Annotated in this window: 25 protein-coding genes and 1 pseudogene; 20 read left to right on the top strand and 6 right to left on the bottom strand. The window is 41.2% G+C overall.

Annotation, left to right across the window (positions count from 1 at the left end; genetic code table 11):
* Positions 1–8: 8 nt before the first annotated feature.
* The 12 genes and pseudogenes from CVT07_RS10215 to CVT07_RS08425 form a co-directional block, all read left to right on the top strand.
* Positions 9–269, top strand: a pseudogene (locus CVT07_RS10215) (hypothetical protein); the annotation flags it as partial.
* On the top strand, positions 252–2,984 hold the full coding sequence (locus CVT07_RS08475; RefSeq protein WP_430748118.1) for a formate dehydrogenase subunit alpha: 2,733 nt from the start codon (positions 252–254) through the stop codon (positions 2,982–2,984). The pseudogene CVT07_RS10215 and the gene CVT07_RS08475, both read left to right, overlap by 18 nt.
* Before the next feature lie 10 nt (positions 2,985–2,994).
* Positions 2,995–3,555, top strand: a complete 561-nt coding sequence (fdh3B, locus tag CVT07_RS08470; protein WP_009294903.1) for a formate dehydrogenase FDH3 subunit beta — start codon at positions 2,995–2,997, stop codon at positions 3,553–3,555.
* Between the two features lie 318 nt (positions 3,556–3,873).
* A complete protein-coding gene (locus tag CVT07_RS08465; protein WP_107936567.1) occupies positions 3,874–5,817 on the top strand; it encodes an FTR1 family protein in 1,944 nt (647 codons plus the stop codon).
* Between the two features lie 20 nt (positions 5,818–5,837).
* Positions 5,838–6,359 carry an iron transporter gene (locus tag CVT07_RS08460; RefSeq protein WP_009294901.1) on the top strand — a complete coding sequence of 174 codons (522 nt, stop codon included), beginning with the start codon at positions 5,838–5,840 and terminating at the stop codon, positions 6,357–6,359.
* 51 nt (positions 6,360–6,410) lie between these two features.
* Positions 6,411–7,790, top strand: coding sequence for a Fe-S-containing protein (locus CVT07_RS08455; protein WP_103607794.1), 1,380 nt, complete (start codon positions 6,411–6,413; stop codon positions 7,788–7,790).
* Entirely contained in the window at positions 7,787–9,079 is a 1,293-nt protein-coding gene (locus CVT07_RS08450; protein WP_107936569.1) for an ABC transporter permease, read from the top strand. The genes CVT07_RS08455 and CVT07_RS08450 overlap by 4 nt, the downstream gene beginning before the upstream one ends.
* Positions 9,066–10,208: an ABC transporter permease gene (locus CVT07_RS08445; RefSeq protein WP_103579060.1), complete on the top strand. Its 1,143-nt coding sequence runs from the start codon at positions 9,066–9,068 to the stop codon at positions 10,206–10,208. Before CVT07_RS08450 ends, CVT07_RS08445 begins: the two co-directional genes overlap by 14 nt.
* 1 nt (position 10,209) lies before the next feature.
* Positions 10,210–10,899, top strand: a complete 690-nt coding sequence (locus CVT07_RS08440) for an ABC transporter ATP-binding protein (protein WP_009294897.1) — start codon at positions 10,210–10,212, stop codon at positions 10,897–10,899.
* On the top strand, positions 10,889–11,383 hold the full coding sequence (locus CVT07_RS08435) for a TlpA family protein disulfide reductase (protein WP_103598594.1): 495 nt from the start codon (positions 10,889–10,891) through the stop codon (positions 11,381–11,383). The genes CVT07_RS08440 and CVT07_RS08435 overlap by 11 nt, the downstream gene beginning before the upstream one ends.
* Before the next feature lie 8 nt (positions 11,384–11,391).
* A complete protein-coding gene (locus CVT07_RS08430) occupies positions 11,392–11,973 on the top strand; it encodes a hypothetical protein (RefSeq protein ID WP_021084571.1) in 582 nt (193 codons plus the stop codon).
* 31 nt (positions 11,974–12,004) lie between these two features.
* Positions 12,005–13,258 (top strand): DUF2920 family protein, encoded by a 1,254-nt coding sequence (locus tag CVT07_RS08425; RefSeq protein ID WP_107936571.1) that lies wholly within the window; start codon positions 12,005–12,007, stop codon positions 13,256–13,258.
* A 55-nt stretch (positions 13,259–13,313) separates the two neighbouring features.
* Here the strand turns inward: CVT07_RS08425 and CVT07_RS08420 are convergent, their stop codons facing one another.
* The 6 genes from CVT07_RS08420 to der form a co-directional block, all read right to left on the bottom strand.
* The gene (locus CVT07_RS08420) at positions 13,314–15,680 is read right to left on the bottom strand and encodes a tetratricopeptide repeat protein (protein ID WP_107936573.1); all 2,367 of its coding nucleotides are present in this window, start codon (positions 15,678–15,680) and stop codon (positions 13,314–13,316) included.
* On the bottom strand, positions 15,680–16,924 hold the full coding sequence (serS, locus tag CVT07_RS08415; RefSeq protein ID WP_107936575.1) for a serine--tRNA ligase: 1,245 nt from the start codon (positions 16,922–16,924) through the stop codon (positions 15,680–15,682). The genes CVT07_RS08420 and serS overlap by 1 nt, the downstream gene beginning before the upstream one ends.
* Before the next feature lie 21 nt (positions 16,925–16,945).
* Positions 16,946–17,386 (bottom strand): copper resistance protein CopD, encoded by a 441-nt coding sequence (locus tag CVT07_RS08410; RefSeq protein ID WP_107936577.1) that lies wholly within the window; start codon positions 17,384–17,386, stop codon positions 16,946–16,948.
* Between the two features lie 8 nt (positions 17,387–17,394).
* Complete coding sequence (gene trpS / locus CVT07_RS08405) at positions 17,395–18,360, bottom strand: tryptophan--tRNA ligase (protein WP_107936579.1); 966 nt, start codon at positions 18,358–18,360, stop codon at positions 17,395–17,397.
* A gap of 554 nt (positions 18,361–18,914) precedes the next feature.
* Positions 18,915–19,436 carry a shikimate kinase gene (locus CVT07_RS08400; protein WP_107936582.1) on the bottom strand — a complete coding sequence of 174 codons (522 nt, stop codon included), beginning with the start codon at positions 19,434–19,436 and terminating at the stop codon, positions 18,915–18,917.
* Positions 19,417–20,805 carry a ribosome biogenesis GTPase Der gene (gene der, locus CVT07_RS08395; protein WP_107936584.1) on the bottom strand — a complete coding sequence of 463 codons (1,389 nt, stop codon included), beginning with the start codon at positions 20,803–20,805 and terminating at the stop codon, positions 19,417–19,419. The genes CVT07_RS08400 and der overlap by 20 nt, the downstream gene beginning before the upstream one ends.
* 152 nt (positions 20,806–20,957) lie before the next feature.
* Here der and CVT07_RS08390 point away from each other — a divergent pair, with 152 nt between their 5' ends.
* Genes CVT07_RS08390 through pyrF form a run of 8 tightly spaced genes read left to right on the top strand, consistent with a single transcriptional unit; the run spans position 20,958 to position 25,452 of the window.
* On the top strand, positions 20,958–21,848 hold the full coding sequence (locus CVT07_RS08390) for a DMT family transporter (RefSeq protein WP_021084553.1): 891 nt from the start codon (positions 20,958–20,960) through the stop codon (positions 21,846–21,848).
* A gap of 10 nt (positions 21,849–21,858) precedes the next feature.
* Positions 21,859–22,659 carry a 3-deoxy-8-phosphooctulonate synthase gene (gene kdsA / locus CVT07_RS08385; RefSeq protein ID WP_107936587.1) on the top strand — a complete coding sequence of 267 codons (801 nt, stop codon included), beginning with the start codon at positions 21,859–21,861 and terminating at the stop codon, positions 22,657–22,659.
* Positions 22,660–22,674: 15 nt separating this feature from the next.
* Positions 22,675–23,193, top strand: coding sequence for a hypothetical protein (locus CVT07_RS08380; RefSeq protein WP_107936589.1), 519 nt, complete (start codon positions 22,675–22,677; stop codon positions 23,191–23,193).
* Between the two features lie 4 nt (positions 23,194–23,197).
* A complete protein-coding gene (locus CVT07_RS08375; protein WP_107936591.1) occupies positions 23,198–23,527 on the top strand; it encodes a DMT family transporter in 330 nt (109 codons plus the stop codon).
* Positions 23,524–23,847: a DMT family transporter gene (locus CVT07_RS08370; protein WP_107936593.1), complete on the top strand. Its 324-nt coding sequence runs from the start codon at positions 23,524–23,526 to the stop codon at positions 23,845–23,847. The genes CVT07_RS08375 and CVT07_RS08370 overlap by 4 nt, the downstream gene beginning before the upstream one ends.
* A 60-nt stretch (positions 23,848–23,907) precedes the next feature.
* Positions 23,908–24,378, top strand: coding sequence for a 6,7-dimethyl-8-ribityllumazine synthase (gene ribH / locus CVT07_RS08365; protein WP_103558932.1), 471 nt, complete (start codon positions 23,908–23,910; stop codon positions 24,376–24,378).
* A gap of 1 nt (position 24,379) precedes the next feature.
* On the top strand, positions 24,380–24,775 hold the full coding sequence (gene nusB / locus CVT07_RS08360; RefSeq protein ID WP_004317696.1) for a transcription antitermination factor NusB: 396 nt from the start codon (positions 24,380–24,382) through the stop codon (positions 24,773–24,775).
* Entirely contained in the window at positions 24,772–25,452 is a 681-nt protein-coding gene (pyrF, locus tag CVT07_RS08355; RefSeq protein WP_107936596.1) for an orotidine-5'-phosphate decarboxylase, read from the top strand. The genes nusB and pyrF overlap by 4 nt, the downstream gene beginning before the upstream one ends.
* The last annotated feature ends 67 nt before the right edge of the window (positions 25,453–25,519 follow it).

Here is a 25,519-nt window from a genome sequence, read left to right as displayed (position 1 = left end):
AGAAAACCATGAGTGATGCACGTATAGGAAGACGTTCATTTTTAAAGCTAGCCGCACTAGGTGCTGGCACCACAATGGCTTTTGGACAAAATGATACGATAAGACACGCTAGCGCAGAGGAGATAAAAGATCCTTTCCCTGGCTCAAAAAAGGTTAGAACTATTTGTTCTATATGCTCAGCAGGCTGTGGTATCGAGGCTGAGGTACAAGATGGTGTTTGGGTTCGTCAAGATATGGCGATGTTTCACCCGATATCTCAAGGCTCACACTGCTCAAAAGGTATCGATCAGATCGACCTTACACACAGCAAACAACGCATCAAATATCCTATGAAAAAGGTTGATGGCAAATGGCAGAGAATTTCATGGGATCAAGCTGTAAATGAGATCGGCGATAAGATGCTTCAGATCCGCAAAGAAGATGGTCCTGATAGCGTTATATTCTTAGGATCTGCGAAATTTAACAACGAGCAAGCATATTACTTTAGAAAATTTGCTGCGTTTTGGGGCACAAACAGCAACGACCACGTAGCAAGAATTTGACATAGCGCAACAGTCGCCGGTGTGGCGAATACTTGGGGTTATGGCGCGATGACAAACCACTTTGGAGATATGGCTGCAAATTCAAAATGTATATTTATAATAGGTGCAAATCCAGCTGTGGCAAACCCAGTTGGCGGCATGAAGCACACTTTGCAAGCAAAAGATAGAAACAACGCAAAAGTGATCGTAGCTGATCCAAATTTTACAAAATCAGCCGCACACGCTGACCTTTATCTAAGACAAAGATCAGGCACTGATATAGCACTTGTTTATGGCCTTATCCACATCATCTTAAAAAATGGCTGGGAAGATAAAGAATTTATAAAAAATAGAACTTATGGTATCGACGAGATAGCAAAAGAGGCTGAGCACTGGACACCAGAGGTCACATCTGACGTTACAGGCGTGCCAGTTGATAAGCTGATAGAGGCTGCAAATATCCTAGCTCATACAAAGCCAGGCACGGTGATCTGGGCGCTTGGTATCACTCAGCACTCAGTTGGTAGCTCAAATACGAGAATTTTACCTATCCTTCAACTAATCCTAGGCAACATGGGCAAACCAGGTGGCGGCTGTAACATCATCCGTGGTCACGACAACGTTCAAGGTTCAACCGATATGTGTAACCTCTCAGATAGCTTGCCGATGTATTACGGACTAACTGACGCAGCTTGGAAGTACTACTGCCAAGGCTGGGGCGTTGATTATGATGAGTTTATCAAACGCTTTGCAGTCTCAACTAAAGAGCCAAAACAAGGCGGCACACCAGTTAAAAACACTGTTTTTGAAGAGTATTACTACCACGATCCTAAAAATCCAGAGGATAGAAACTGGAGAAATGAAAAAGGCTGGTCACTTTCAAAATGGTGGCAAGGCGTCTTAAAAGAGGAAAATACATTTAGCAGTGGAGCATTAAGAGTTCTTTGGGTTCAAGGAACTGGTCTAACATCTATGGCGCACCTAGCTAAAATTCAAGAAGCAGCTTCAAAACTAGATATGATCGTAGTTGCTGAGCCATTTGTAAATGAAATTTCTATCCTTTCAGATAGAAAAGATGGCGTTTATATCTTGCCAGTGGCAACTGCCTTTGAAAACGAAGGTCACCTAAACGCTACAAACCGCTCAGGTCAGTGGAGAACAAAAGTCGTTGATCCACTTTATGAGAGCAAGGGCGATCACGAAGTTATGTTTGCATTTGCTAAGAAATTTGGCTTTTATGATGAGTACGTAAAAGGCATGAAGATGGCTGTCGTAGATAGAGAGCTAAAACAAGTAAAAGATGACTTTGTATGGCCAGATGATGCGACAAATGAGATAGCAAGGGTTGGAAATTCTATCGGTTATGGCGGCAGAACTGCTGAGATGTTTAGACGTCACCAAGCAAACTGGGATAAATTTGACCCAGATACGCTAATAGGTCTTGGCGGCGAGGTAAAAGGCGAGTATTACGGCAAGCCATGGCCAGCATGGGATGAAAAACACCCTGGCACGCCGATACTTTATGATATGAGTAAGCCTTATGCAGAGGGTGGCTCTGGCTTTAGAAACCGCTTTGGTCTAGAGCATAACGGTGTTAGTCAGCTAGCTAGCGAAGAGAGCACGCTTGTTGGCTCAGCTATAAAAGGTGGCTACCCACAAATCACAAAAGATAATATAGAAAAAGTCCTAGGCATCACTCTAACAGAAGAAGAGAAAGCTAAGATCGGACCAAGCTGGAGCATGGATTACAGCGGTATCATCTTAGAAAAATGCCGTGAAAAAGGGGTCGTGCCGTATGGTAACGCAAGGGCTAGAGCTATCGTTTGGGAATTTCTTGATCCTATCCCAAAACATAGAGAGCCTATCCACTCACCACGCTGGGATCTTGTCCAAAAGTATCCGACATTTGATGATCAAGCTAGAAATTTCCGTGTTTCTACTAAATTTAAGTCAGAGCAACAAGCAAAAGACTGGTCAAAAGAGTTTCCTATCGTATTTAGCACGCAACGCGTCGTAAATTTAAGTGGTGCGGGAATGATAGAAAGAACAAGTAAATACCTCTCAGCTATCACACCTGAGATGTTTGCTAACGTTCACCCTGAGCTTGCTTTAAAATACGGCATAAAAGATCGAGATATGATGTGGATCCACAGCCCGCAAGGCACGAAGATCAAAGTAAGATGCTACCACAGCTATATGGTCACTCCAGATAGAATTTGTATGCCTTACAACTTCGCTGGTGTTATGCAAGGTGTCGATCTCTCAGCTCGCTACCCAGAGGGCACTAAGCCTTATGTTATCGGCGAGAGCTTTAACACAGTTACTAACTACGGATTTGACCCTGTTACTCAAATTTCAGAATTTAACGCAGGTCTTTGCCGCATAGAAAAAGCTGAGGAGAATGCCTTTAAAACATCGTTTTATCACGAGTATGGCGAAAGAGACGCCTTAGGTAAAGAGTAAGGAGAGAAAAATGGCAAGAATGAAATTTTTTGTAGATACTAATAGATGTATCAGCTGCTATGGATGTCAAGTCGCTTGCTCTTCTGCTCACGAGCTTCCAGTAGGAATTTATAGAAGAAAAGTTATCACGCTTCACGATGGTATCGAGGGCAAAGAGGTCTCAACTACTATCGCATGCCAGCACTGCACTGACGCACCTTGCGAGCAAGTTTGTCCAGTTGATTGCTTCTACATTAGAGCTGATGGCATCGTGCTTCATGATAAACACAAGTGCATAGGCTGTGGATACTGCTTATATGCTTGTCCATTTGGTGCGCCGCAGTTCCCTAAAGACGGGGCATTTGGCGTAAAAGGCGTAATGGATAAATGCACTATGTGCGCAGGCGGTCCAGAGCCAACTAACTCACACGAGGAGAGAGAGCTTTACGGTCAAAACAGAATGGCTGAGGGCAAAGTGCCTATGTGTGCGGCTATCTGTTCTACAAACGCGCTTTTAGTTGGCGATGCTGCTGAGGTTTCAAATGTATATCGCAAACGCGTTATGCTAAGAAATACAGGACTAAACGTATAATAACACTAAGGAGGGCGCTTGCTCTCCTTTTAAATTTATAAAATTTAAATTATTTTTATGATTTTTATAATCTAAAATTTCATCAATAATTTTTCTTATCTATTGAAATTATCAAAAATATATAACTTTTTTATCTCGATATGAAATTTTGATATAATCTTCTAAAGCCCTAAATTTACGTAAATTTAATTATTTATTTGTAAAAAATATTATTTATACTTTCAATTTACATTCTTTTATGATAATCGTTTTTATTTTAATCAAAGTAAAGCATTGGTAATATTTCACTTTAAAATAATCTCACAGGTGGTTTAATTAATGAATAAATTTTTTAAATTTATGCTTATCATGCTACTGCCTATCTGGCTTGTAGCAAAAAATGACGACTACACACAAGTCGCAGCTCAGATAAAAGAGTCATTACAAAAAGTAATAACAGAGTATAGAGCTGGCAACGTCGAGCAAGCAGTTAGCGATACTCAAAATGCTTATTTTGGTCTGTTTGAAGATGTCGAAGCTGGCATCAGAATAAATTTAGGTCAGAAAAAAGCTTACTCTATGGAGAAGCAGTTTGGCGAGATCAGAAAGGCGATAAAAGCTGGCGAAGCACCAGATGATGTGCAAAAAAGAATAGATCAGATAAATAGCGAAATCGCTGAAGTTTTGCCAGTTATTTTAAATGGACATAAGCTTGTTGGTGAGTACTCAGATAGCCCAGTACAAGCTGCTGCAAGTGGCTATGACACTTCTAAATTTATCCCTGAGTGGAAGGTAGCATTTGAAAATTTATCAGCAACTCTTGATAAAGCTATAGCAAGCTACGAGGGCGATAAACAAGATGATGCTAAAAATTCTATCCAAGATGCTAAATTTAATGATTATAGAAATACTCAACTTGAAATCGCTGTTCGTCAATATATAGAAAATGGCAAAAGCATAGATGCTGACATCCAAAGAAAGATGGGTGAAGCGATCAGTGGCATCACAAATGGCATAAGCAAAGATGACTTTAAAGTAAAGCTAGAAGAGATCAAAAAGTTAGCTTATGATGCCGTTGCAAAACTTCCAGCTGAAACAGTAAAACTAGCAAAAGTTGATATGAGTAGTGCAGCATCTAGCGATAGCAGCGAAGATAGTGGCACAGACTACACTCAAACTGTTAAAAACATAAATGACAAAATTCAAGCAGCCATCGCGCTTTACAAAGGTGGCAATAGCGCTAAAGCTATGGGCGATATCCAAGACATCTACTTTGATGAGTTTGAAGGTAGCGGTATGGAGAACAAAGTAGGTGCGATAGATGTAAATTTAAAAACAGCTATCGAAGCTACATTTGGTAACCTTGTAGCCCTTATGAAATCAGGTGCAGACGAAAAAACACTTGAAGAGAGTGCAAGCAAGATGTCATCTCAGCTAGCAGCTGCACTTGAGAAAACTAGCGGTTCAAGCTCACCTTGGACGCTATTTATCTGGGCGCTAACTATCATCTTAAGAGAGGGTTTTGAAGCTCTTATTATCGTTGCAGCCGTCGTTGCATATCTTGTAAAAACTGGCAATGCAAAAGCTATGGGCAAGGTTGTATATAGCTCAGTTGGCGTAGCTGTCATCTTAAGCTTTGTCATGGCTTGGATAATGAACGTCATCTTTGGCGAGGCAGCAGGTCAAAAAAGAGAGCTTATGGAAGGCATCACGATGCTTGTTGCTGTGGGACTTCTATTTTATGTTGGCTTCTGGCTTCTTTCAAATGCTGGCGCTAAAAAATGGAACGACTATATCAAATCTCACGTATCTGAGTCTATCTCAAGTGGCTCAAGCACAGCGCTTTGGTGGACTGTATTTTTAGCGGTATTTAGAGAGGGCGCTGAGACAGTGCTATTTTATCAAGCGCTTATCTTTGATGCAAAAGACTCAGCTGGCTACTTAATGATCGCAGCTGGCTTTGTTGTAGGTCTTATCGTTCTTTTGATAGTCTATTTCTTATTTAAAATTTTCGCTATTAAAATTCCTATTAAGCCATTTTTTATATTTACATCAGCTATCATCTTTTACATGTCGATCGTCTTTGTTGGCAAGGGCGTTGGCGAGCTAGTTGAGGGCAAAATTTTCATCCCAACTATCATAAAAGGACTAAATTTTCCTGACTGGATGAGAGACTGGCTAGGACTTATGCCATATTACGAGAGTTTAATACCTCAAATCATTATGGTGCTTGCCCTAATTATAGGTATCGTTATCATGAAATCAAAACAAAATAAAAACTAATCTTATTAAAAGGAGAGGAAATGAATAAAATTCTTAGTTCAGCTCTAGCACTTAGTCTAGCAGCTGGTTTTGCACTTGCTGGAGAGCACCCAATCGGCGAGCCTGTAGAGGCTAATGGTATGGAGATAGCTGCTGTTTATCTTGAGCCAATCGACATGGAGCCAAAAGGCGTTGATCTAGCTCCAAGCTTGGCTGATCTTCACTTAGAAGCTGACATCCACGCTGTAAAAGGCAACAAAAACGGCTTTGGCGAAGGCGAGTGGATCCCATACCTAAAGATCAACTATGAGCTAAAAAACCTTGATAATGGTAAAACTAAAAAAGGTACATTTATGCCAATGGTTGCAAGCGATGGCCCACACTACGGTGCTAACGTAAAAATGGATACAGGCGTTGGTAACTATGAGCTTAAATTCCACATCGACAATCCAGAAAAACAAGGCTTTGGTCGCCACGCTGACAAAGAGACTGGTGTTGGTAAATGGTTTGAGCCTTTCACAACAACTTATAAATTTCAATGGACAGGTGGTCCTGTTAAATAATCACTTTGGGGCGTTCTCGCCCCTTTTTAAAAATTCTCATAGGGTTTAGTTATGTCAATTTACTTCTATCAGGTCTTTTTAGCCCTCCTTGGATTTACGCTTTTTGCTGCCTTAAATAACAATGGCAAAAGTTTAAAAACGATCTTTTTACCGTCATTTCTTGGCGTTGTTGCTGGTGTGCTTATCTTTAAAGCTGCTCGTCATGCGCTTGTTGATGATCAGTTTAAAATTTTCATAGATTCTGTGACACTAGTTTTTTTACTAATTAGCATTTTATGGATATTTTTCGAGCTTAAGATAGCAAAAATCGTAACGTTTTCTATTTTAGGCATCGGCTTTGGCTTTGGCTATAGCTCAAGTAGCGCTTTGTTCCCGTTATTTGGTGGCGAACTGCTTGACACGCTTTCAGTCATAAGCTTCTTTTTGATGATCTTTGCGATGATCTTGATACTATTTTTATTTTTCTTCATTTCAAATTTAAAAGCAAGCATACCATCATCAATAGCTAAAATTTTAGCTCTTATCACATTAGTATTTTTACTAGTTGATAGAAGCTCACAAACTGCACTTGAGCTTTTGCGTGCAGGCGCTTTAAAGATAAGTAGCGAGCTAAATTCTCAAATTTTATCTATCAGCGCAAAAGGCATCTACGTCACAGAATTTAGTGCCTATTTTTACATAGTAGTGATCCTACTTTTATGTATCATCGCGCTTTGCTTTATGCCAAAAAGTATCGATAAGAGCACGTTTGGCTCTATCAAATACCGCTTTACAAAAGCTATTAGGGAAAATGTCTTTGACAATGCAAAATTTGCATTTTGTAGCGTTTTAATAGCGCTTGGATTTTCACTTTATTTTGATCTTTACGCATCTCGCCCACCTCAAATTTCAGAGCCGATCTTGGTTGAGCCAGTGGGAGATAAATTTATATTTGATGTTGATATGTTAAAAGATAATGAACTTCACAGATTTGCCTACATCACAGATGAGGGCAAACAGATAAGATTTTTCTTGCTAAACCGTTTTAGTGACCGCCCATCTCCAGTCATCGTCTTTGACTCGTGCATGATCTGCGGCGACATGGGCTATATCAAGAAAGGAAACGACCTTATCTGCATCTCTTGTAATGTCAGAATTTTCTTGCCGTCAGTTGGTAAAGAGGGCGGTTGTAACCCGATCCCTATGGCATTTACCTTTGATGGTAAAAATATCATAGTTGATTATAAAACGATCGTCGCAGGGGCAAACTACTTTAGCAAGGTCGTCGAAAAGATGGTGCTTGACCCAGTTAGTCGCAAAAAGGTGAGCAATCTTGATTCAAGATCATATTTATACTACGGACGCACATACTTCTTTGAGAGCAACGAAACTCAGGCGAAATTTGAAGCAAATCCAGAAAAATATGTAGAAACAAATGGAACGTTAAAATGAAAAATATGCAACTAAGAATGATAAAAAGCTCGATCACTGGCTCAAAGGTGCAAAAGACGATGGCGTTTATCACCATCTTACTAGCTGCTCTTTTGATAGCTTGCATGCTAAATATCACGCTAAAAATCGGCGATCAAGTGGCAAGCGAGCTTAGAGGATATGGCTCAAATATCGTCGTTTTGCCACGCGGTGAGAGCCTGAGCATCGAGATCGAGGGTAAAAATTTCACCCCACTAAAATCACAAAATTTACTCCCAGAGGCTGATATCTACAAGATAAAAGAGATCTTTTGGCGAAATAACATCGTCGCTTTTGCTCCATTTTTAGAGGCAAAGGTAAAAGACGCTAAGGGCGATGAGTTTAGCTTTGAGGGGACATATTTTGATAAAAATATCGGACTAAAAGACGAGCCAGAATTTAGCACAGGCGTTAAGAGCTTGTATGGATTTTGGGGTGTTGAGGGCGCTTGGCCAAAAGATGAAAGCATGGATGAAATTTTAGTAGGAGATGAGCTTGCAAAGGCTAAAAATTTAAAAGTCGGCGACAAGCTTAGCCTTGTGGGCAAAAACGGCACAAAAGAGGTTAGCGTGGTTGGCATCTTAAAAGGGGCAAGCGACGAGACACATAAGCTAATAGGCTCGCTCAAACTTGCTGGTGATCTCTCAGGTCACGCTGGCTCATACACAAAGGCTGAAGTCTCAGCTATGACGATCCCAGAAAATGACCTATCGCTAAAGGCAAGAAGAAATTTAGACAACCTTGATAGCGCAGAGTACGATAAATGGTACTGCTCGGCCTATGCAGGATCTATCGCATTTCAGATAGAAGAAAATTTACCAAACGTTAGCGCAAAAGCAAGCCTTCAAGTAAGCGACGCTGAGAGTAATATCGTAAAGAAAATTCAAAGCCTAATGGGTATCGTTAGTATCATCGCCCTTGTGGTCTCAGCTATTGGCATAACGTCGCTAATGACAAGTGAAATTTACCGCCGCAAAAAGGAGATCGGCCTTTTAAAAGCCATAGGCGCAAGTAACTTTGAAATTTACGCCCTTTTTGCTAGCGAGAGCCTTGTGGTTGCCTTTTTTGCAGGCATCACGGGAGCATTTTTAGGATACGCGCTAAGCTACGTGATGTCTTACATCATCTTCTCTCACGGCATAGGCATAGCATGGATCGTGCTGCCAATTAGCGTGGCATTTGCCTTGCTCATCTCAGTCGTTGGCTCGCTAATGCCAATGAGAAACGTCATAAATTTACTACCTGCGGAGGTGCTATATGACCGCAAATAGCAAATTCTTTTACAACCTGATCTACAAAAGCCTAAAAAATGGCTCATCAAGGGTTATGGTCATCGTCATCTCGATCTTACTTGGAGCGTGCGTGTGCGCGGCATTTGTCAATGTCTATTTGGACATCGACTCAAAGGTCTCACGCGAGCTAAAAACTTATGGTGCAAATATGATCTTTGCTCCAAAAGATATGGCGACAAGTGATGATATGAGTGAAAAAACTTATAATGAAATGATCGCTAAAGTGCCAAAAGATAAGCTTTTAGGCGAGAGCGGTTATCTCTTTGCTCAGGCAAATATCGGCCCAACAAACGCCATCGTCATGGGGACAAAATTTAGCAATCTAAAAAAGGTTAAGCCGTTTTTGGATGTTAGAGATGGAACTATGATAAATGTCGATTTTGACGATAAAAACGTTCTAATAGGCGTCGATCTTGCTCGTCAAGCTGGCTTTAAAGCAGGCGATGATATAGAAATTCGTGCCATTGGCTCAAACGAGAGCATAAATGTAAAGATAAAAGGTGTAGTGGCAAGTGGCGATAAAGAGGACGCTCTTTTGATCACGTCGCTATCTTTGGCTCAAAAAATTTCAAACAAAGTTGGCAAGATAAACTATGCAGAAGCTGTTGTGCTTGGAAATTTTGACGAGATAACATCGCTTGCAAAAACTATAAGCAACGATGAAATAGTCGCAAAACCAGTGGCAAAGGTCTCAAAGTCTGAGGGCTACATCTTAGAAAAGATCAAACTTCTAATGGCGCTTGTCAGCCTTGTCATCTTACTCATTACTTCAATGTGCGTAAATACAACACTTAGTGCTATCTTGCTTTCTCGCTCAAAGGAGATCGCACTTCTTAGAGCCATAGGCGCGAGCAAAAAAGACGTGCTAAGACTATTTGGCTTTGAAACATTTGTGACAGCGCTCATTTCAGCGTTAGTTGGAGCGTTTTTAGGTTATCTACTAGCTCAAATTTTAGGTTATGCGATATTTGATTCTAGTATTGATTTTAGAATTCTAAGCATCCCAGTAGCTGTGGTCATATCACTTCTTTTTGCAGCGATCGCAGCGTTTTACCCGATTAAGCGGGCACTTAATAACAAAATGGCAGATACACTAAGAGGAGAATGATATGCAAAATGCACTAGAACTTAAAAATATTTGTAAAATTTTTGGCGATGTAAAAGCACTTGATGATATAAGTTTTGAGGTTAAAAAGGGCGAGTGGGTCAGCGTCATGGGACCAAGCGGTAGTGGTAAGAGTACGCTTGTAAATATCCTTTCTCTAATGGATACTCCAAGTAGCGGCGTATATATGCTTGGCGGCGATGATGCGAGCAACCTAAATGCCGATGATACGCTTAAATTTAGACGTGAAAAGATCGGGCTTGTCTTTCAGCAGTTTCACCTAGTGCCATATCTTAGCGCGCTTGAAAACGTGATGATAGCGCAGTATTATCATAGCTCAGTTGATGAAGAGGATGCTAAAAAGGCGCTTGAGGCAGTTGGTCTCTCTCACAGGCTAACGCACAGACCAAGTCAGCTAAGTGGTGGCGAGCAACAACGCCTTTGTATCGCGCGCTCGCTCATAAACGACCCTGAAATTTTAATAGCAGACGAGCCAACTGGTAACCTTGACGAGGCAAATGAGAGGATCATACTTGATCTATTTTGTAAGCTAAGAAAAGAGGGCAAGACGATACTTCTAGTCACTCACAACCCAGATCTAGGCGAGTATGGCGATAAGATCGTCTATCTAAGACACGGCAAACTAGAGAATATCCGCACTATCGAAAATCCAAAGGTGCCAAATGCGATATAAATTTTTACTTTTATGTCTAGTCTCAGCCCTAGTTTTGGGCTGCGTCAAGCAGTATGAGAAGCACCACATCACGCTAAATGACTCAAGTGGCATCGATACGCAGTTTTTTCCAACCGAAAAGCGCCTAAAGATTGGCGATAAGCCATATATGCTATTTTTCTTTGGCACGGACTGCGGAGTTTGCAAGGCTGCGATCCCTGATCTAAACGCACTTGAAAAAGAGTATGGCAAAGAGGTTCAGTTCATTGGCATTTTAGGACCTAGCAAGGGCTTTGATAAGGATATCGAAATCTTAAAAGAGCACAACATCACCTTTAAAACCACAAGCGACAAGGTCTCAGTGGATTATTTCAGCAAGGCAGTTGGTGGCGTTATGGGCGTGCCAGTTATCTATTTTTTTGATAAAGATGGTAAGATGCGATCAAAATTTATCGGTCTTACACCAAAAAGTGTGCTTGAAGGTGCTATAAGATCGCTCTTATAGGAGTGAAGATGAGAAATTTCTTTTTATTTGTCTTGGCGGTGTTTTTTGTCGGATGTGCTAGCAGCACGCCAAATATCTCAGTAAAAACGAGTGATCCGATCTTTTTTACGCTTGGAGAAGCAAACAAAAGCGTATATGTAAATTTTAAAAATAGCGCGACTGGACAAGATGTAAATGCTGAAATTTTAAGCGAATTTGCAAAGGCTGGCTTTAGAAATGAGCCAAATATCAAAAATGCCGACTTCATCATCCTTGGCGACGTGCAAAGCTTTTCTAGGACAACCAAAAGAGATCCTAGATTTTCAATGGGCATGGGATATGGCTTTGGCAGACCAAGTTTTGGCTTTGGCTACTCGATGTTTTTCCCGTTTGGTTATGATGATTATGATGACGACTTTAGCACAAACAGCTATGCTTACTACATGCAAGTAAGCGTGCTAGTGCGCCCAAAAGATGGCGGTGAGAAAGCGACAAATATCTCGCTCATGCAAGCGGGCAATGTCTATTCGCCAAGCTACATCTGGCCATTTTTCAAAGAGCGCCTAGCAAAACAGATCGTTAGCTTTTTTTATAACGTCTCACAAAGGTAGAGAAATTTAGCGAAATTTAAAAGGAGTTAAGGTGCTAGTTGATGGAAGCTACGAAATTTTATCTTGTGATGATGTGGAGCTTGGCATAAAAAGAAGCTCTGCTTTATCTTTTTATGCCTGTTATGACGATGTCAAGGAAGCAAAAGCTCTTTTAGTCATCATCCCTGGTCTTGGAGCAGACTCTGACTCTGGATATAGAACCCATCTCATGCAAACCATGGCAGAGAACTATGATGTGGCGTGTATCAGTGTGGATTATCACTGTATAGGCAACCGCCCACAGCTTGGGGCGAAATTTGGACTTGATGATATAGATCGTGAAATCTTAAGAAGAGAGCTGTCAAGCATAGGTATAAATTTACCAATCGATCTAAAAAGTATCGACTGCCACGAGAAGGTTGATTTGCTACTTAAATTTCTTAGTAAAGAGATAACTATTCGAAAAGAGAGCGGTCTTTTGCCGGCTGATTTTAGACTAAATGCTAGCATTACGATGGTTCCAACAAAAAATGAATACCAAAATTTTGGCGTTATGCAAGCAATGGACGTGCTAAATGCTGTGCTTTATACAAAAAAATATATAAATAGTGCCAAATTTGAGCATCTGCCAGTGATAATGGTAGGCAGCTCACATGGTGGATACTTGGCACATATGTGCGCTAAGATCGCTCCATGGCTAGTTGATGCGGTGATAGATAATAGCTCTTACGCTATATTTTTATGGCGTCTTATTGGCTTTGGTAAAGAGATTGATTTTACTAACTATTTTTGTTTTGGCACTGACACTTTGTATCAAAATTTATATCTTTATTTTTTTGATAAGACCCACTGGACACTTAATGAAAAATCACCATATTATTTTATTGACGCAAGAGAAGAGATAAGAAATATCCTAAATTTAGATCATTTAAATGTTCAAAGTAGCTACAAAAAGCCAATTTACGTGAGCTATCACTGTACTTACGATAATGAGACTGCCCCCGCAAAGGATAAAACCGAGCTTTATGAGGCTCTTAAGAAGCTAAATTTTGACGCGACGCTTCATATGGTAAAGGATGAGAGCGAGGTTGATGGTAAATTTATAAAGTCTCTAACTCACGGCATGGGGATGTCTTATAAACTGCTTTTGCAAAGAGAGCTTCCTGGCGTTATGAAGAAAATTTTGTCTAAAAAAGATAAAAAAGATGAGATAAATGAAAGATGCATAGAGTATAAGTGCGGTGATTTGCTTTATAAATTTAGTGAAGTATCAGATCAGATAAGGCTTGAAGTTACCAATATTTAAATTTTAGAGCCATTTTATCTAAAGCTAGGCTTTTAAAAACCTAGCTTTAAATTTTCTAATTATCTATCATAAAATCATAAAATTCGTTGTTATATCCGACGTTTCCAACTTTGCTGTATTGTATAAGAGCTGCTTTTATGTTATCGATTTGCTGATACATAAAGCCAAGGGCGGCTCTGTTTTCAACAGCACTTGGATCATTTAGCTTTGTAAGCTCTAAAAGTGCGATAGCATTTGTTATTTTATTCGCTCCAGTGGCCGCCACAGAGGCTAAAAAGAGCGTGCCAGCGTCATTTATCTTAAACTCGTCTATGACCTCATTATAAAGCTTATAGCTCTCATCAAAGTCATTTGTAAAGATATCCACGTAGGCTAGAGTTTGGATCAAATTTATATTTTTTGGCGCGCTCTTTAGCTCGGCTCTTAGCTTATCGCGCTCCCTTGTTAGCAGGCCTGAGATCTGAAGTAGCTTGATGTATTGCTTTTTAATGATATCAGCGCCGTGGTAGAAGGCATTTGAGTCGAGATTTTTATCGATGAAGTAAATTTGTATCGCTTTTGCATACTCTTTGACGTTTTGATCTTTGTTCTTAGAGATGAAATTTAAGATATTTGCGATGATATCATTTGGCAAAATTTTCATGAGCTCATCAGCTTTTTTTGACATTAGCTCGTCGTTGTTTGAGATTTTAGCGATGATGATATCAAAGGCTAAATTTAATGTTGTAGGCTCTTTTGGCTCTTCAAGCCACCTTATCATCGCGCTTTGGTTGCCACTTATCAGGCTTAAAAGTGAGGCGTATAAATTTACAGGTTTTAGGCTCTTGTCGTTTTCTAAATTTTCTCCGATCTCTTCAACTAGCTTTGGATTTAAATTTCTATTTATATCCATGCAGATAGCCCCAAAGATACCAGAGAGGTGGTTATTTACATCCTGATGGTAGCTTGCTATAAAGTGCTTTGCAGCAAGGCTAAAATTCCCAAGCTGAGCGTAGCTAAGAGCTAGGTTGTACTGCAGTATAGAGTGGTTTGGATAGGCTTTGGCAAGCTCTTCAAAGTCCTTGTTTGCCTCTTTTAAGCGGTAGTTAAGTGCCTTTGCGATGGCTTCGCTAAGTTTGGCATTGACCTTTGAGGCGGCGGCACTTTGGCTAAGGTAGTCATTTGCCGCTGAGGTATCGTCTAAAAAGACGCTAACACCGCCTTTTCTTATCTGCTCGATGCTCTGTTTTGCGTCAAAGACCTTATACGGCGCAAAATAAAATAGCGTCTCATAGCGTCTTGTCCTATCGAAAAACATATCGTCGCTAAAGTGCGCCTGAGCTAAGCTGACGTCAAAAAGATCTGGCTTTAGTATGGTTTTTATCTTGTAAATTTTACTTGGCATCGAGGCGTTGTAGTCATAAACATCTTTGATAAATGCCGCCGCATCGCCATAATCAGCCGTTTTTAGATCGATTAACGCCTCAGTCATCTTGATAAGATCGATATTTGGCGTGTTTTTAGAAGCCTTTGTTAGATAGTCCCTTGCCTTGTCGTATTTGCCAAGTCTTGCGTATAGCTGCGCTAGCGTAAAGTCAGCCTTAAACGCCTTTTGCCCCTCAAGTTTAGCTATGGCTCTCTCATCATCGCCAAGAAGCGATAAAATTTTAGCGCTCAAGTAGGCATACTCGCTCTTATAGTCCTCTGTGCTAGGGTGCGAGAGTGCTTGCAGTGCCTCATAGTAATTACCCTTGTAATAATTAACCAGCGCATAGTAGTAGCTGTAAAGTGGCGAGCTGTTTTCATACTGCAAAAAGGAGTCCGCAAGCCCTATGTAGTAGTTGAAATTTTTGGTGTTATTTAGCTCAAGCGAGCAAACAGCGGCGTTTATGGCGCTCACTGCGGTGTTTTCGCGGTCGGTTATCGCTTTGTTAAACGAGATGATCGCTTCGTCGCATTTTTCTTGTTTCATCTGCGAAACGCCGAGGTTGTAGTTTGAGAGAGACTGGTTATAAACAGCTATGTTTTCATAAATTTTTAACGCTTCAAATTTATTGCCACGCTCATAGAGCTGGTTAGCCTTGTTTATCATCTCATCGATCTTTGAAGCGCCAAAATTTTGCGTTTGGTAGTTGTTTTCTATATTTTTTACGATAGCTGTAGTATCTATCTCCTCTTTTTTATCTTTTTTTAATAAGACAATTAGCAAAACAGCGATCAAAATGACAAGCACCAAAGCAGCCGCGCCGATGATGATAAAGAGCTTTTTCTTGCTCTTTTTTACAGGTATTGGCTCTGGGATGCTCTCATCTTGAAGCACGCCATCATTTGCGATGCTCTCAAGCGAGACGATCTCTTCAGGTGCCTCTGCTTTTGCCTCTTCAGGCGCTTGCTCTGCTTGCTCGCCAGGTGGTTTTAGAACTACAACCTCTTCATCAGCCACTACATATACCTTTTAAGAACTTCTGGAATTTCGATAGTGCCATCAGCTTTTTGGTAGTTCTCCATTATCGCTATTAGCGTCCTGCCAACTGCCAGACTTGAGCCATTTAGGGTATTTACAAGCATATTTTTCTTGCCATCTTTAAAGCGAATTTTGGCTCTTCTTGCTTGAAAATCACGAGTATTAGAGATAGAGCTTATCTCGCGGTATTTGCCTTGACCTGGTAGCCAAACCTCAAGATCCACTGTCTTTGCCGCGCTAAAGCCTAGATCGCCGCTACAAAGAAGCATGTGGCGGTGAGGCAAACCAAGGCTAGTTAGCAAGTCGCTAGCACAAGATATCATCTCAGCAAGCACGCCCTCGCTTTGATCAGGTTTTGTGATGCTTACAAGCTCTACTTTTTCAAACTGGTGCTGGCGGATCATGCCCCTTGTGTCGCGCCCTGCCGAGCCTGCCTCTTGGCGGAAGCATGCTGAGTAGCAAGTCATCTTTATAGGTAGCTGCTCGGCTTCAATGATGGTGTCATTGTATAAATTTGTCACAGGCACTTCGCTAGTTGGTATGAGGTAGAGATCCTCGTCACGCACCTTGTAAAGATCCTCTTCAAATTTAGGTAGCTGACCGGTGCCAAAAAGTGTGTTTGAGCTTACTAGATAAGGGACATTTACAAGCTCAAAGCCACGCGAGCTGTTAAAGTCGATCATGTAATTAACAAGCGCTCTACTAAGCCTTGCTCCCATGCCGCGAAGCACGGTAAAGCGAGATCCTGAGAGCTTTGCGCCTCTTTCAAAGTCAAGCCAGCCAAGGCTCTCGCCTAGCTCCCAGTGCTCCTTTGGCTTAAAGTCAAATTTAGTTGGCTCAAGCACCGTTTTTATGCAGACGTTATCGTCCTCATCCTTGCCAAATGGCACGTCATCGTCGGTGATATTTGGCACGCTAAATGAAATTTGCTCAAGCTTTTCTTCGTATTGTTTAACGATCTCATCAGCGTCAGCAAGGGCAGCTTTGTTTAAATTTAGCTCACTCTTAAGCTCACTTACGTCCTCACCAGCTCTTGCTTTTACGCCAAGCTCTTTGCTCTTTGCGTTTTGGATCGCTTGGAAATTTTCAAGTGCTTTGCGCTTTTGCTTTAGCTCGTTAAAAGTGTGCAAAAGTTCGTCTAATAGGCTAGCTTTAACGTTTTTGCCCTCTAGTTTTTTTACGAATTCATCGTAGTTTGTCTCAAGTAGTTTTAAATTTATCATTATCCTCTCCTTATTCTATCCTTAAACCATAAACATAACTTTTGCAAGCAAGACGATCGCCACCGCAAGCGTAAGCGCGATAGGGTGGATGTTGCCAAGTGGGCTAGGGCGCTTAAATATAAATTTGCAGCTTAAATTTACTATCACCGCAGCCACGATCACCATCGCTAAGCAAAATTTGATCATAAAAACGATCTGTAAATTTGTCTCAAAGTAGCCTCCAGCCTTGCTGCCTACCCAGTTACTCATCATCATTCCACCAGTTAAAACTAAAAGTAGCACGCAAATAGGCATGATCCTAACAGCTACCGAGCCGATGGCTTGCTTTGCTTTTTGTGCAAGCTCTGGTGGCAGCTTTTTGCTCGCCGCTCTTAAGATGACCACATCAAAAAATAGATAACCAACAAAGATAATCGCGCAAAAAAGGTGAATTATCTGCGCGTAGGGATATAAATTTTGCATATTTTTCCTTATCTGTAAATTCCAACCGCTTCACGAACTTTTTTTATCGTTGTTTGAGCAACATTACTTGCCTTTTTGGCTCCTATTTCTAAAATTCCAGACACTTCGTCAGGGTTATTTTGATAATGCTCAAATTTCTCTCTCGCATCTTTAAAATAGTCCCAAATAAGCTCATTTAGATAAGCTTTAAAGTGCCCATGACCTTCGCCACCACGCTCATATCTAGCTTGAAGCTCTTTTTGCCCACTCTCGTCTAAGAAAAGTTTGGCGATATTATAGACGTTGCAGTTTTGCCACTGTTTTGGCTCTTCAAGCGGTGTGCCGTCTGTCACGATGCTAGAAATTTGCTTTTTAAGCGTTTTAGCATCGGCAAAGATGTCGATTGTATTGCCGTAGCTTTTACTCATCTTTTCGCCATTTGTGCCAGGCACGGTGGCGACATTTTCATCGATCTTTGCCTCAGGCAATGTAAAAATTTCTCCATGCTCGTTGTTAAATTTAATAGCGATATCACGAGCGATTTCTACATGCTGGATCTGGTCTTTGCCCACGGGTACGATCTGCGCATTATAAAGCAAGATATCAGCTGCCATCAAAACTGGATAGCTAAAGAGTCCGTGGTGCGAGCTAAGACCTTTTGCGACTTTATCTTTGTAACTATGCGCGCGCTCAAGTAGGCCCATAGGCGTGTGCTGACTTAGCACCCAGTAAAGCTCAAGCACGTCTTTAACGTCACTTTGCACCCAAAACGTGCTTTTGTTTGGGTCGATCCCAAGCGCCAAAAAGGCACATGCAGCGTCAAAGGTGTTTTGCTTTAGCGCCTTGCCGTCGCTAAGGCTGGTCATCGCATGGTAGTTTGCTATAAACATAAACATCTCGTTTTTTTCTTGCATATCAACCATCTGCTTTATCGAGGCAAAATAGTTGCCAAGGTGTAGTTTGCCGGAGGGTTGGAGGCCGGTTAGTACTCTCATCTTATCCTTTCGTTTTTGGCTTTTTCTCGCGAGCGCTTTTGATAGAGATTTGAAATTTTAAGCTTTTGGCAGACTATGTGTCTAGCCTCGGCTTAAAATTTCTACACAACTATCAAAATCATCTCACGATACTTCGCCAAAATGCTTTGTTAAATTTCAACATCAGGGTAGATATTTTTATCTAGCCTAATCTTAAAATTTAGTTTGCTAGCTCTAGCTCTCACTTAAAAACAAAATTTCGCCTCGCCTAAACAAAAAACTCTTCGCCAAAACGTTTAAATTTTAACATCACGTTAGACTTTATGTGTCTAGCTTGATCTTAAAATTTATCTCGTAGGCTAAATGCCTAGTCTTGATTAAAATTTGACTGCACAACATTTGCTGCTTTAACGCTCTATCAAAGTGAAGCAAAAATTCATCTCAAAATTTCGCCAAAATTTCTCACTACAAAACGTTAAATTTGGCCCAACATCACAAATTCCAACACCACGCCAGACAGCCATCTAGCCTGATCTTGAAATTTATCGTTGCAAGTAGCCCTCGCCACTTTGCAACTAAACTTTTAAAAGTATCCTTATCTCTTTTACGATCTGTTTTGGAGTTTTGCCCTCGACTTCAACGATATAATCAGCCTTTTTCTCGTAGAGCTTTTCTCGCTCCAGATGAAGTGCCTCAGCCTTTTTTAGGTCGCTTAAAAGTGGGCGTTTGGCGAGTTTTTTCTCGCTATTTTTGCTATTTTTTAGCCTCTGCATGATCGCACCAAAGCTTGCTTTTAGATAGATTATAGTGCCAATTTTCTTTAAATTTTTAACCTTCGCAAAGCCGCCACCTGTCGAGATGATCGCATTTTTGACATTTGTCGCTAGAAATTTAGCAAGGTCTTTCTCAAGCTGCCTAAAATGCTCCTCTCCGTACTCTTCAAATATGGTTTTTATCTTCATATTTTGCGAGCTTTCAAGAAGATCATCGCAGTCAAGGTTCATCGTCTTTAGCGCCTTACTTAGTGCCCTTGCGGTTGTGCCCTTGCCAACACCCATAAACCCTATCAAAACGATATTATTGTTCTTTGTCTTCATTACTCTCTCCACGTTTTTTAGGGATTAGCACGATAGGCACGCCAGCTAAGCTAAAGCTCTCTCTAAGCTTGTTTGTTAGGTAGCGTTTGTAGCTAAAGTGCAGGCATTTTGGGCGGTTCATGATGAGTGCTATCATGATAGGCGCTGTTTTAAACTGCACTGCGTAGTAGATTTTCACGACCCTGCCTTTATCTCGTGGCAGTGGATGCGCTTTGGTCGCTTCGCCGATCACTTCATTTAGCTTTGAAGTTTGGATTTTTTGGGTGTAGTTTTTATAAATTTCAACTATGAGCGGGTAAATTTTATGCACTCTTTTGCCGCCAAGTGCCGAAACGCTGATGATCGGTGCGTATGCGAGAAATTTAAACCTATCTTTTATCTCCTTGCAAAGCTCGTCAAATTCTTCACTGCTTTTGTCCCATTTGTTTAGCACGATGATGACGCCAAGCTCAAATTTCGAGGCGATGCCAGCGATGCGCTCATCAAGCTCAGTTAGTGGCTCAGAGCTATCAAGTACTAGTAGCGCCACGTCCGTCTCTTCTAAAATTTTCTCAGTTCTATTTAGCGCGTATCTCTCGATACCCTCGATCTTGCCGCGCTTTCTGATACCAGCGGTATCGACAAACTCAAAAACTCTGCCATCATGCTCGTAAATTTCATTGACCGGGTCGATCGTAGTGCCTGCCACGTCGCTAACAACGGCGCGGCTCTCTTTTACAAGGGCATTTAGAAGTGAGCTTTTGCCGACATTTACGCGACCTATGATGCCAACTCTGATGTTTTTGCTCTCATAGTCTATCTCGTCGCTTAGCTCGCCCTCGTCGTTATAGTTTTCTAAAAAATCATCAAAATCATCGCTCGTATCGGCCTTTATCTGCACTTTCGCTTCTAAGTGTTTTGCTAGCCAGATGCTAAGCTCATCGACGCCAGTGTTGTGGCTTACTGAAATGCCAAATGAGTTTTTTGCGCCAAAACTTACAAATTCCCACTCTCTTTGCTCGTCTTTTTTGCTGTCGATTTTATTTATGACTAGAGCGATTGGTAAATTTAGCTTGCTAAGCTCGTAAAAAATGGCTCTATCCTCGTCATCTGGCATCATTTTGCCATCGACCATATAGAGGATGACGTCTGAATTTCTAGCCTCTGCCAAGGTCTTTGCTTTTACGTTTTTAAAAAGCTCGCTGCTATCATCAAGCCCGCCGCTGTCGATTAATATACACTCTTTGCCCTCAACTTCGATCTTAGCTTTATTTGTATCTCTTGTAGTGCCGCTAACGTCGCTTGTTATGGCGATGCGTCTTCTTGCTAAGCGGTTAAAAAGTGAGCTTTTGCCGACATTTGGCTTGCCTACTAATATTACTTTTTGCAAATTTTGTCCTTTTTATGATGGCTGATTATACAAATTTTTCTCTTATATAAAGTATAAAATTACGCTTAAAAGCGCCGAAATAAAAGAAAAAATCAACCAAAATTTAAGCCATTTTTTATTAAAATGAGTGCTTTAAATTTAGAGGTTTTGCGATGTTAAAAAGATTTTATATTTCACATCTTGGCATTTTTTATATGCTCTTTGCTTGCTTTATGTTTGCCGTGACTGGCGCATTTGCAAAGTATCTGAGCAAAGATATGCCTTCTATCGAAGTTGTTTTTTTTAGAAATTTGATCGGACTTTTCATCGTCATCTACGCCATATATAAATTTCCATTTAAACAAACTGGCGGGCACTTTTTCTTGCTAATGTTTCGCGGTTTTGTGGGCACGGTGGCGCTTTTTGCCTTTTTTTATAACGTAGCACATGTAAATTTAGCCACAGCCTTTACATTTCAAAAGACAAATCCAATCTTCACAGCCATTCTCGCAGCTATTGTTTTTAAGGAGCGTCTAAGCTCGCTTGGCTGGTTTGCTGTCTTTTTAGGATTTGGTGGAATTTTGCTTGTTATCCAGCCAAATTTAGGTATCAATAAAACCGATATCATCGGCATTTGGAGTGGTCTTGGAGCGGCTATTGCCTACACGAGTGTCAAGGAGCTAAACAAGAGCTACGGCACAAACGTGATCGTGCTAAGCTTCATGCTTTGGGGCTCGTTTTTGCCGCTTATTTGCATGGGGATGGCTGAGTTTTTTACATACGAGCCTTTGGATTTTTTATTTTCTAAATTTGCTATGCCAAGCTGGCACAATGTCGTTTTTATCTTGCTAATGGGGCTTAGTGGCTACTATTTTCAGGCGTTTATGACAAAGGCATTTGCGGTTGGCAAAAAAGCTGGCGTGATCGCTGCGGTTAGCTACGCAGACGTCATTTTTACGCTTATAATTGGCTATTTTATGGGCGATGCGTTGCCAAATCACCTAGCGCTCGCAGGTATCGTGCTTGTCGTGGTGAGTGGAATTTTAGTTGTTAAAGAAAAATAAAGGAGAAAAAATGATCTTAATCGCTGGACCTTGCGTGATAGAGAGCAAGGAGCTTGTTTTTGAAGTGGCAAAAAGGTTAGTTAAATTTAACGAAAATCCAAAGCTTGATTTTTACTTTAAGTCTAGCTTTGACAAGGCAAATCGCACGAGTATTAGCTCATTTCGTGGCCCTGGGCTAGAAAAAGGTTGTGAAATTTTAGCTGAGGTGAAAAAAGAATTTGGCTTTAAAATTTTAACCGACATCCACGAGAGCTATCAAGCTCAACCAGTTGGCGAAGTGGCTGATGTGCTGCAGATCCCTGCGTTTTTGTGCCGTCAGACTGATTTGCTCGTGGCAGCTGCAAAGACAAAAGCGGTCGTAAATATCAAAAAAGGGCAGTTTTTAGCGGCATCTGCTATGAAGCACTCTGTTAAAAAGGTGCTAGAAACGCGCGGCGTAAATGGCGATGGATACGAGGTCGCAAAGGCAAATGGCGTCTGGCTAACGGAGAGAGGTAGCACCTTTGGATATGGAAATTTAGTCGTTGATATGAGAAATTTGGTGATGATGAGAGAATTTGCGCCGGTCATTTTTGACGCGACCCACAGCGTGCAGATGCCAAGCGCACTTGGCGAAAAAAGTGGCGGAGATGCTAGGTTTGTGCCGTATCTTGCTAGAGCAGCAGCTAGCGTTGGGGTGGATGGATTTTTCTATGAGACGCACATAAACCCTTGCGAGGCGCTTTGCGACGGACCAAATATGCTAAATTTAGACGAGCTTGAAAAGGTCGTAAATGACACGCTAAAGATAGAGGAAATTTTAAATTTTTAAACTAAGGAGAGAGGGATGAAAAGGATTTTAGCGCTACTTTTAGGAGTGTTATTTTTAGTAGGTTGTGGCTCATCTCAGCCAAAGGTGCCACTTGCTGGCAAGTATAAATTTGAGGGCATTAGCTACACTCATGTGCAGCGCCACGAACCGACAAAATTTTTCTATCAAAGCCCAAAGATGATCGAGAAAAAGTATAACAAGCAAATTTTAGAGGCGCTTACAAAAGAAAATTTGCTCGATCCAAATTCTAGCGACGAGCTAAAGATAAAGATAGCTCACCGCAGGGAATTTATGGGCGAGGCGACCTTTGCTAAAAGCGATAGGATGGGCAATATCTACCTTACTTATGAGGTAGAAGTTGTTAGAAATGGCGAAGTTTTGAGGCATTATAGCTCTAGTGAGCTAAGGTTTAACCCTGGAGTCTTTGGAAATTTAAAGGGGCTAGTTGGACAAAATAACGATGATAGCTTTGAAAATAAGGCGATTAGCGCAAATGTAAAAGAGATCGTTGATACCATAAAAGGCATGAAGTAAATTTATGTCAAATAAAGGCTTTTTATGGATATTTCTAGGTGCGGTGGCTGAGTGTGGCTGGGCGTATGGGCTAAAGCACGCGTCAAATTTAAGTGAATTTTTGCTTACGACGCTGCTTGTTAGCATAAGTTTTGTCTCGTTTATGAAGGCTTTAAAGTATCTGCCCGTAAGCATCTCTTATGCTGTATTTGTAGGCTTTGGAACGGCTTTTATCGTCATAGCTGAGATCGTTAGTGACTACGTAGCAAGCGGGATCATGCCAAATTTCATTAGGCTGTTTTTCATAGCGACGCTAATTTTAGGCGTGCTTGGGCTAAAAGGCATAAAAGAATGATCCACTTTTTAGCGCTTTTACTAGCTGGATGTTGCGAGGTCTCTGGCGTCTTTTTTATCACGAAATTTTCAAAAAGCACAGGCGTAAAAAAGTGGGCAAATTTCATCCTTTTGCTTGGAAATTTCGCCCTTTCTCTAACGCTACTTAGCTATGCGATGCAAACTATCGCTATGTCGGTGGCGTATGCGATCTGGACAGGCATCGGAGCGATCGGAGCAGCCGTGGTGGGCGTAGTTTTTGAAGGTGAGAAGATAAATTTTAAAAAAGCCTTGTTTTTAGCGCTCATCATCTTTAGCGTCATCATGCTAAAGATAGTTTGACGAAGGGTCTATTTTTAAACAAGCTTTTGCTAAACTTGCATAAAAAATAAAGGAGCAAATATGAAAATAATCGAAGGAAATTTAGCTTTAAAAGGCGATGAGAAGATAGCGATCATAAACGCAAGGTTTAACCACATCATCACAGACCGCTTGGTAGAGGGCGCAAAAGATGCATTTTTACGCCACGGCGGCGATGAGAAAAATTTAACTTTAGTGCTAGTCCCTGGCGCATTTGAGATACCTATGGCGCTTGAAAAGGTGCTTGCAAGCGGTAAATTTGACGCGGTTTGCTGCGTGGGAGCGGTGATAAGAGGCGCAACGCCACACTTTGACTACGTAAGCGCAGAAACTACCAAAGGCATCGCAAACGTGACGCTAAAATACGCAAAACCAGTCACATTTGGCGTGCTAACAGTAGATAACATCGAGCAAGCGATCGAGCGAGCTGGCAGCAAAGCTGGAAACAAGGGCTTTGAAGCGATGACAGGCGTTATAGAGATGCTAAATTTATACAAAAAGCTAGGAGAGTAAAATGGCAACGCGTCATCAGGTCAGACAAGCCATAGTTTCGCTACTTTACTCAAACGAGATAAACCCTGTAACTGCGGAGTTTGAAGAGGAATTTTTAGAAGAGAAAAAGATAAGAAATGAGCGCAAAAATGAGGCGCAGCAGACCTTTAAAGAGGTGCTGGCAAATAAAGAAAAACTAGATGAAATTTTAAAACCGCACCTAAAAGATGGCGACTTTAGCAAGGTTGGTGCAACAGAGCTTGCTATCCTTAGACTTGGGCTTTATGAGATGAAATTTAGTCAGACAGATAAAGCTGTCATCATAAATGAGGCGATCGAGCTTGCAAAAGAGCTTGGAAGCGATCAGGCGCCAAAATTTATAAACGGCGTGCTAGATAAGATAAAGGGCGATCTATGAGGCTCTGTGTCGCTCTTGACATGGCGAGCAAGGATGAAAATTTAGCCCTCGTGCGCGAGCTAAAAGGGCTTGATCTTTGGCTAAAAGTGGGGCTTAGAAGCTATCTTAGAGACGGAGCTAAATTTATAGAGGAGCTAAAAGGGGCAGGGGAGTTTAAAATCTTCCTTGATCTAAAGCTCTATGACATCCCAAACACGATGGCAGACGCTGCTGAGGTCGTCTCAAAGATAGGCGTGGATATGATAAATTTGCATGCAAGCGCTGGCGAGAGAGCGATGAAAACCGTTATGGAGCGTCTTAATGCGCTACAAAATCGCCCTTTGGTGCTTGCTGTATCAGCACTTACTAGCTTTAACGAAAGCGAATTTGAAGCGGTTTATAACGATACGTTATCTCGCTCGGTTAGGAAATTTAGCCAGATGAGCTTTGAAGCGGGGCTTGACGGCATGGTCTGCTCGGTCTTTGAAAGCAAGCTCATAAAAGAGGTGACAGATCAAAATTTCATCACGCTTTGCCCTGGAGTTAGGCCTTTTGGCGAGAGTGCTGGCGATCAAAAGAGGGTTGCAAATTTAGTTAGCGCAAAGCAAGAGGACAGCGACTTTATTGTAGTTGGCAGGCCGATTTATGAAAACGCAAACCCAAGAGAAATTTGCGAGAGAATTTTGGAGCAAATTTAGCGCCCTAGCTTGCATAAAATTTGATCTAAAGTCATTTTAAGCATGACTTTTCGCGTAATAAATTTTA

The sequence above is a fragment of the Campylobacter concisus genome (genome assembly GCF_003048875.2).
Taxonomy (GTDB): domain Bacteria; phylum Campylobacterota; class Campylobacteria; order Campylobacterales; family Campylobacteraceae; genus Campylobacter_A; species Campylobacter_A concisus_AU.
Note: the sequence above shows the minus strand (reverse complement) of the source record. Positions and strands in the feature narration are given on the sequence as shown.

What these genes read in the sequence shown, in the direction of transcription:
- fdh3B (WP_009294903.1), top strand. Translation starts at nt 2,995, where the DNA reads ATGGCAAGAATGAAATTTTTTGTAGATACTAATAGATGTATCAGCTGC.
- CVT07_RS08465 (WP_107936567.1), top strand. Translation starts at nt 3,874, where the DNA reads ATGAATAAATTTTTTAAATTTATGCTTATCATGCTACTGCCTATCTGG.
- CVT07_RS08460 (WP_009294901.1), top strand. Translation starts at nt 5,838, where the DNA reads ATGAATAAAATTCTTAGTTCAGCTCTAGCACTTAGTCTAGCAGCTGGT.
- CVT07_RS08455 (WP_103607794.1), top strand. Translation starts at nt 6,411, where the DNA reads ATGTCAATTTACTTCTATCAGGTCTTTTTAGCCCTCCTTGGATTTACG.
- CVT07_RS08450 (WP_107936569.1), top strand. Translation starts at nt 7,787, where the DNA reads ATGAAAAATATGCAACTAAGAATGATAAAAAGCTCGATCACTGGCTCA.
- CVT07_RS08445 (WP_103579060.1), top strand. Translation starts at nt 9,066, where the DNA reads ATGACCGCAAATAGCAAATTCTTTTACAACCTGATCTACAAAAGCCTA.
- CVT07_RS08440 (WP_009294897.1), top strand. Translation starts at nt 10,210, where the DNA reads ATGCAAAATGCACTAGAACTTAAAAATATTTGTAAAATTTTTGGCGAT.
- CVT07_RS08435 (WP_103598594.1), top strand. Translation starts at nt 10,889, where the DNA reads ATGCGATATAAATTTTTACTTTTATGTCTAGTCTCAGCCCTAGTTTTG.
- CVT07_RS08430 (WP_021084571.1), top strand. Translation starts at nt 11,392, where the DNA reads ATGAGAAATTTCTTTTTATTTGTCTTGGCGGTGTTTTTTGTCGGATGT.
- serS (WP_107936575.1), bottom strand. Translation starts at nt 16,924, where the DNA reads ATGATAAATTTAAAACTACTTGAGACAAACTACGATGAATTCGTAAAA.
- CVT07_RS08410 (WP_107936577.1), bottom strand. Translation starts at nt 17,386, where the DNA reads ATGCAAAATTTATATCCCTACGCGCAGATAATTCACCTTTTTTGCGCG.
- trpS (WP_107936579.1), bottom strand. Translation starts at nt 18,360, where the DNA reads ATGAGAGTACTAACCGGCCTCCAACCCTCCGGCAAACTACACCTTGGC.
- CVT07_RS08400 (WP_107936582.1), bottom strand. Translation starts at nt 19,436, where the DNA reads ATGAAGACAAAGAACAATAATATCGTTTTGATAGGGTTTATGGGTGTT.
- CVT07_RS08390 (WP_021084553.1), top strand. Translation starts at nt 20,958, where the DNA reads ATGTTAAAAAGATTTTATATTTCACATCTTGGCATTTTTTATATGCTC.
- kdsA (WP_107936587.1), top strand. Translation starts at nt 21,859, where the DNA reads ATGATCTTAATCGCTGGACCTTGCGTGATAGAGAGCAAGGAGCTTGTT.
- CVT07_RS08380 (WP_107936589.1), top strand. Translation starts at nt 22,675, where the DNA reads ATGAAAAGGATTTTAGCGCTACTTTTAGGAGTGTTATTTTTAGTAGGT.
- CVT07_RS08375 (WP_107936591.1), top strand. Translation starts at nt 23,198, where the DNA reads ATGTCAAATAAAGGCTTTTTATGGATATTTCTAGGTGCGGTGGCTGAG.
- CVT07_RS08370 (WP_107936593.1), top strand. Translation starts at nt 23,524, where the DNA reads ATGATCCACTTTTTAGCGCTTTTACTAGCTGGATGTTGCGAGGTCTCT.
- ribH (WP_103558932.1), top strand. Translation starts at nt 23,908, where the DNA reads ATGAAAATAATCGAAGGAAATTTAGCTTTAAAAGGCGATGAGAAGATA.
- nusB (WP_004317696.1), top strand. Translation starts at nt 24,380, where the DNA reads ATGGCAACGCGTCATCAGGTCAGACAAGCCATAGTTTCGCTACTTTAC.
- pyrF (WP_107936596.1), top strand. Translation starts at nt 24,772, where the DNA reads ATGAGGCTCTGTGTCGCTCTTGACATGGCGAGCAAGGATGAAAATTTA.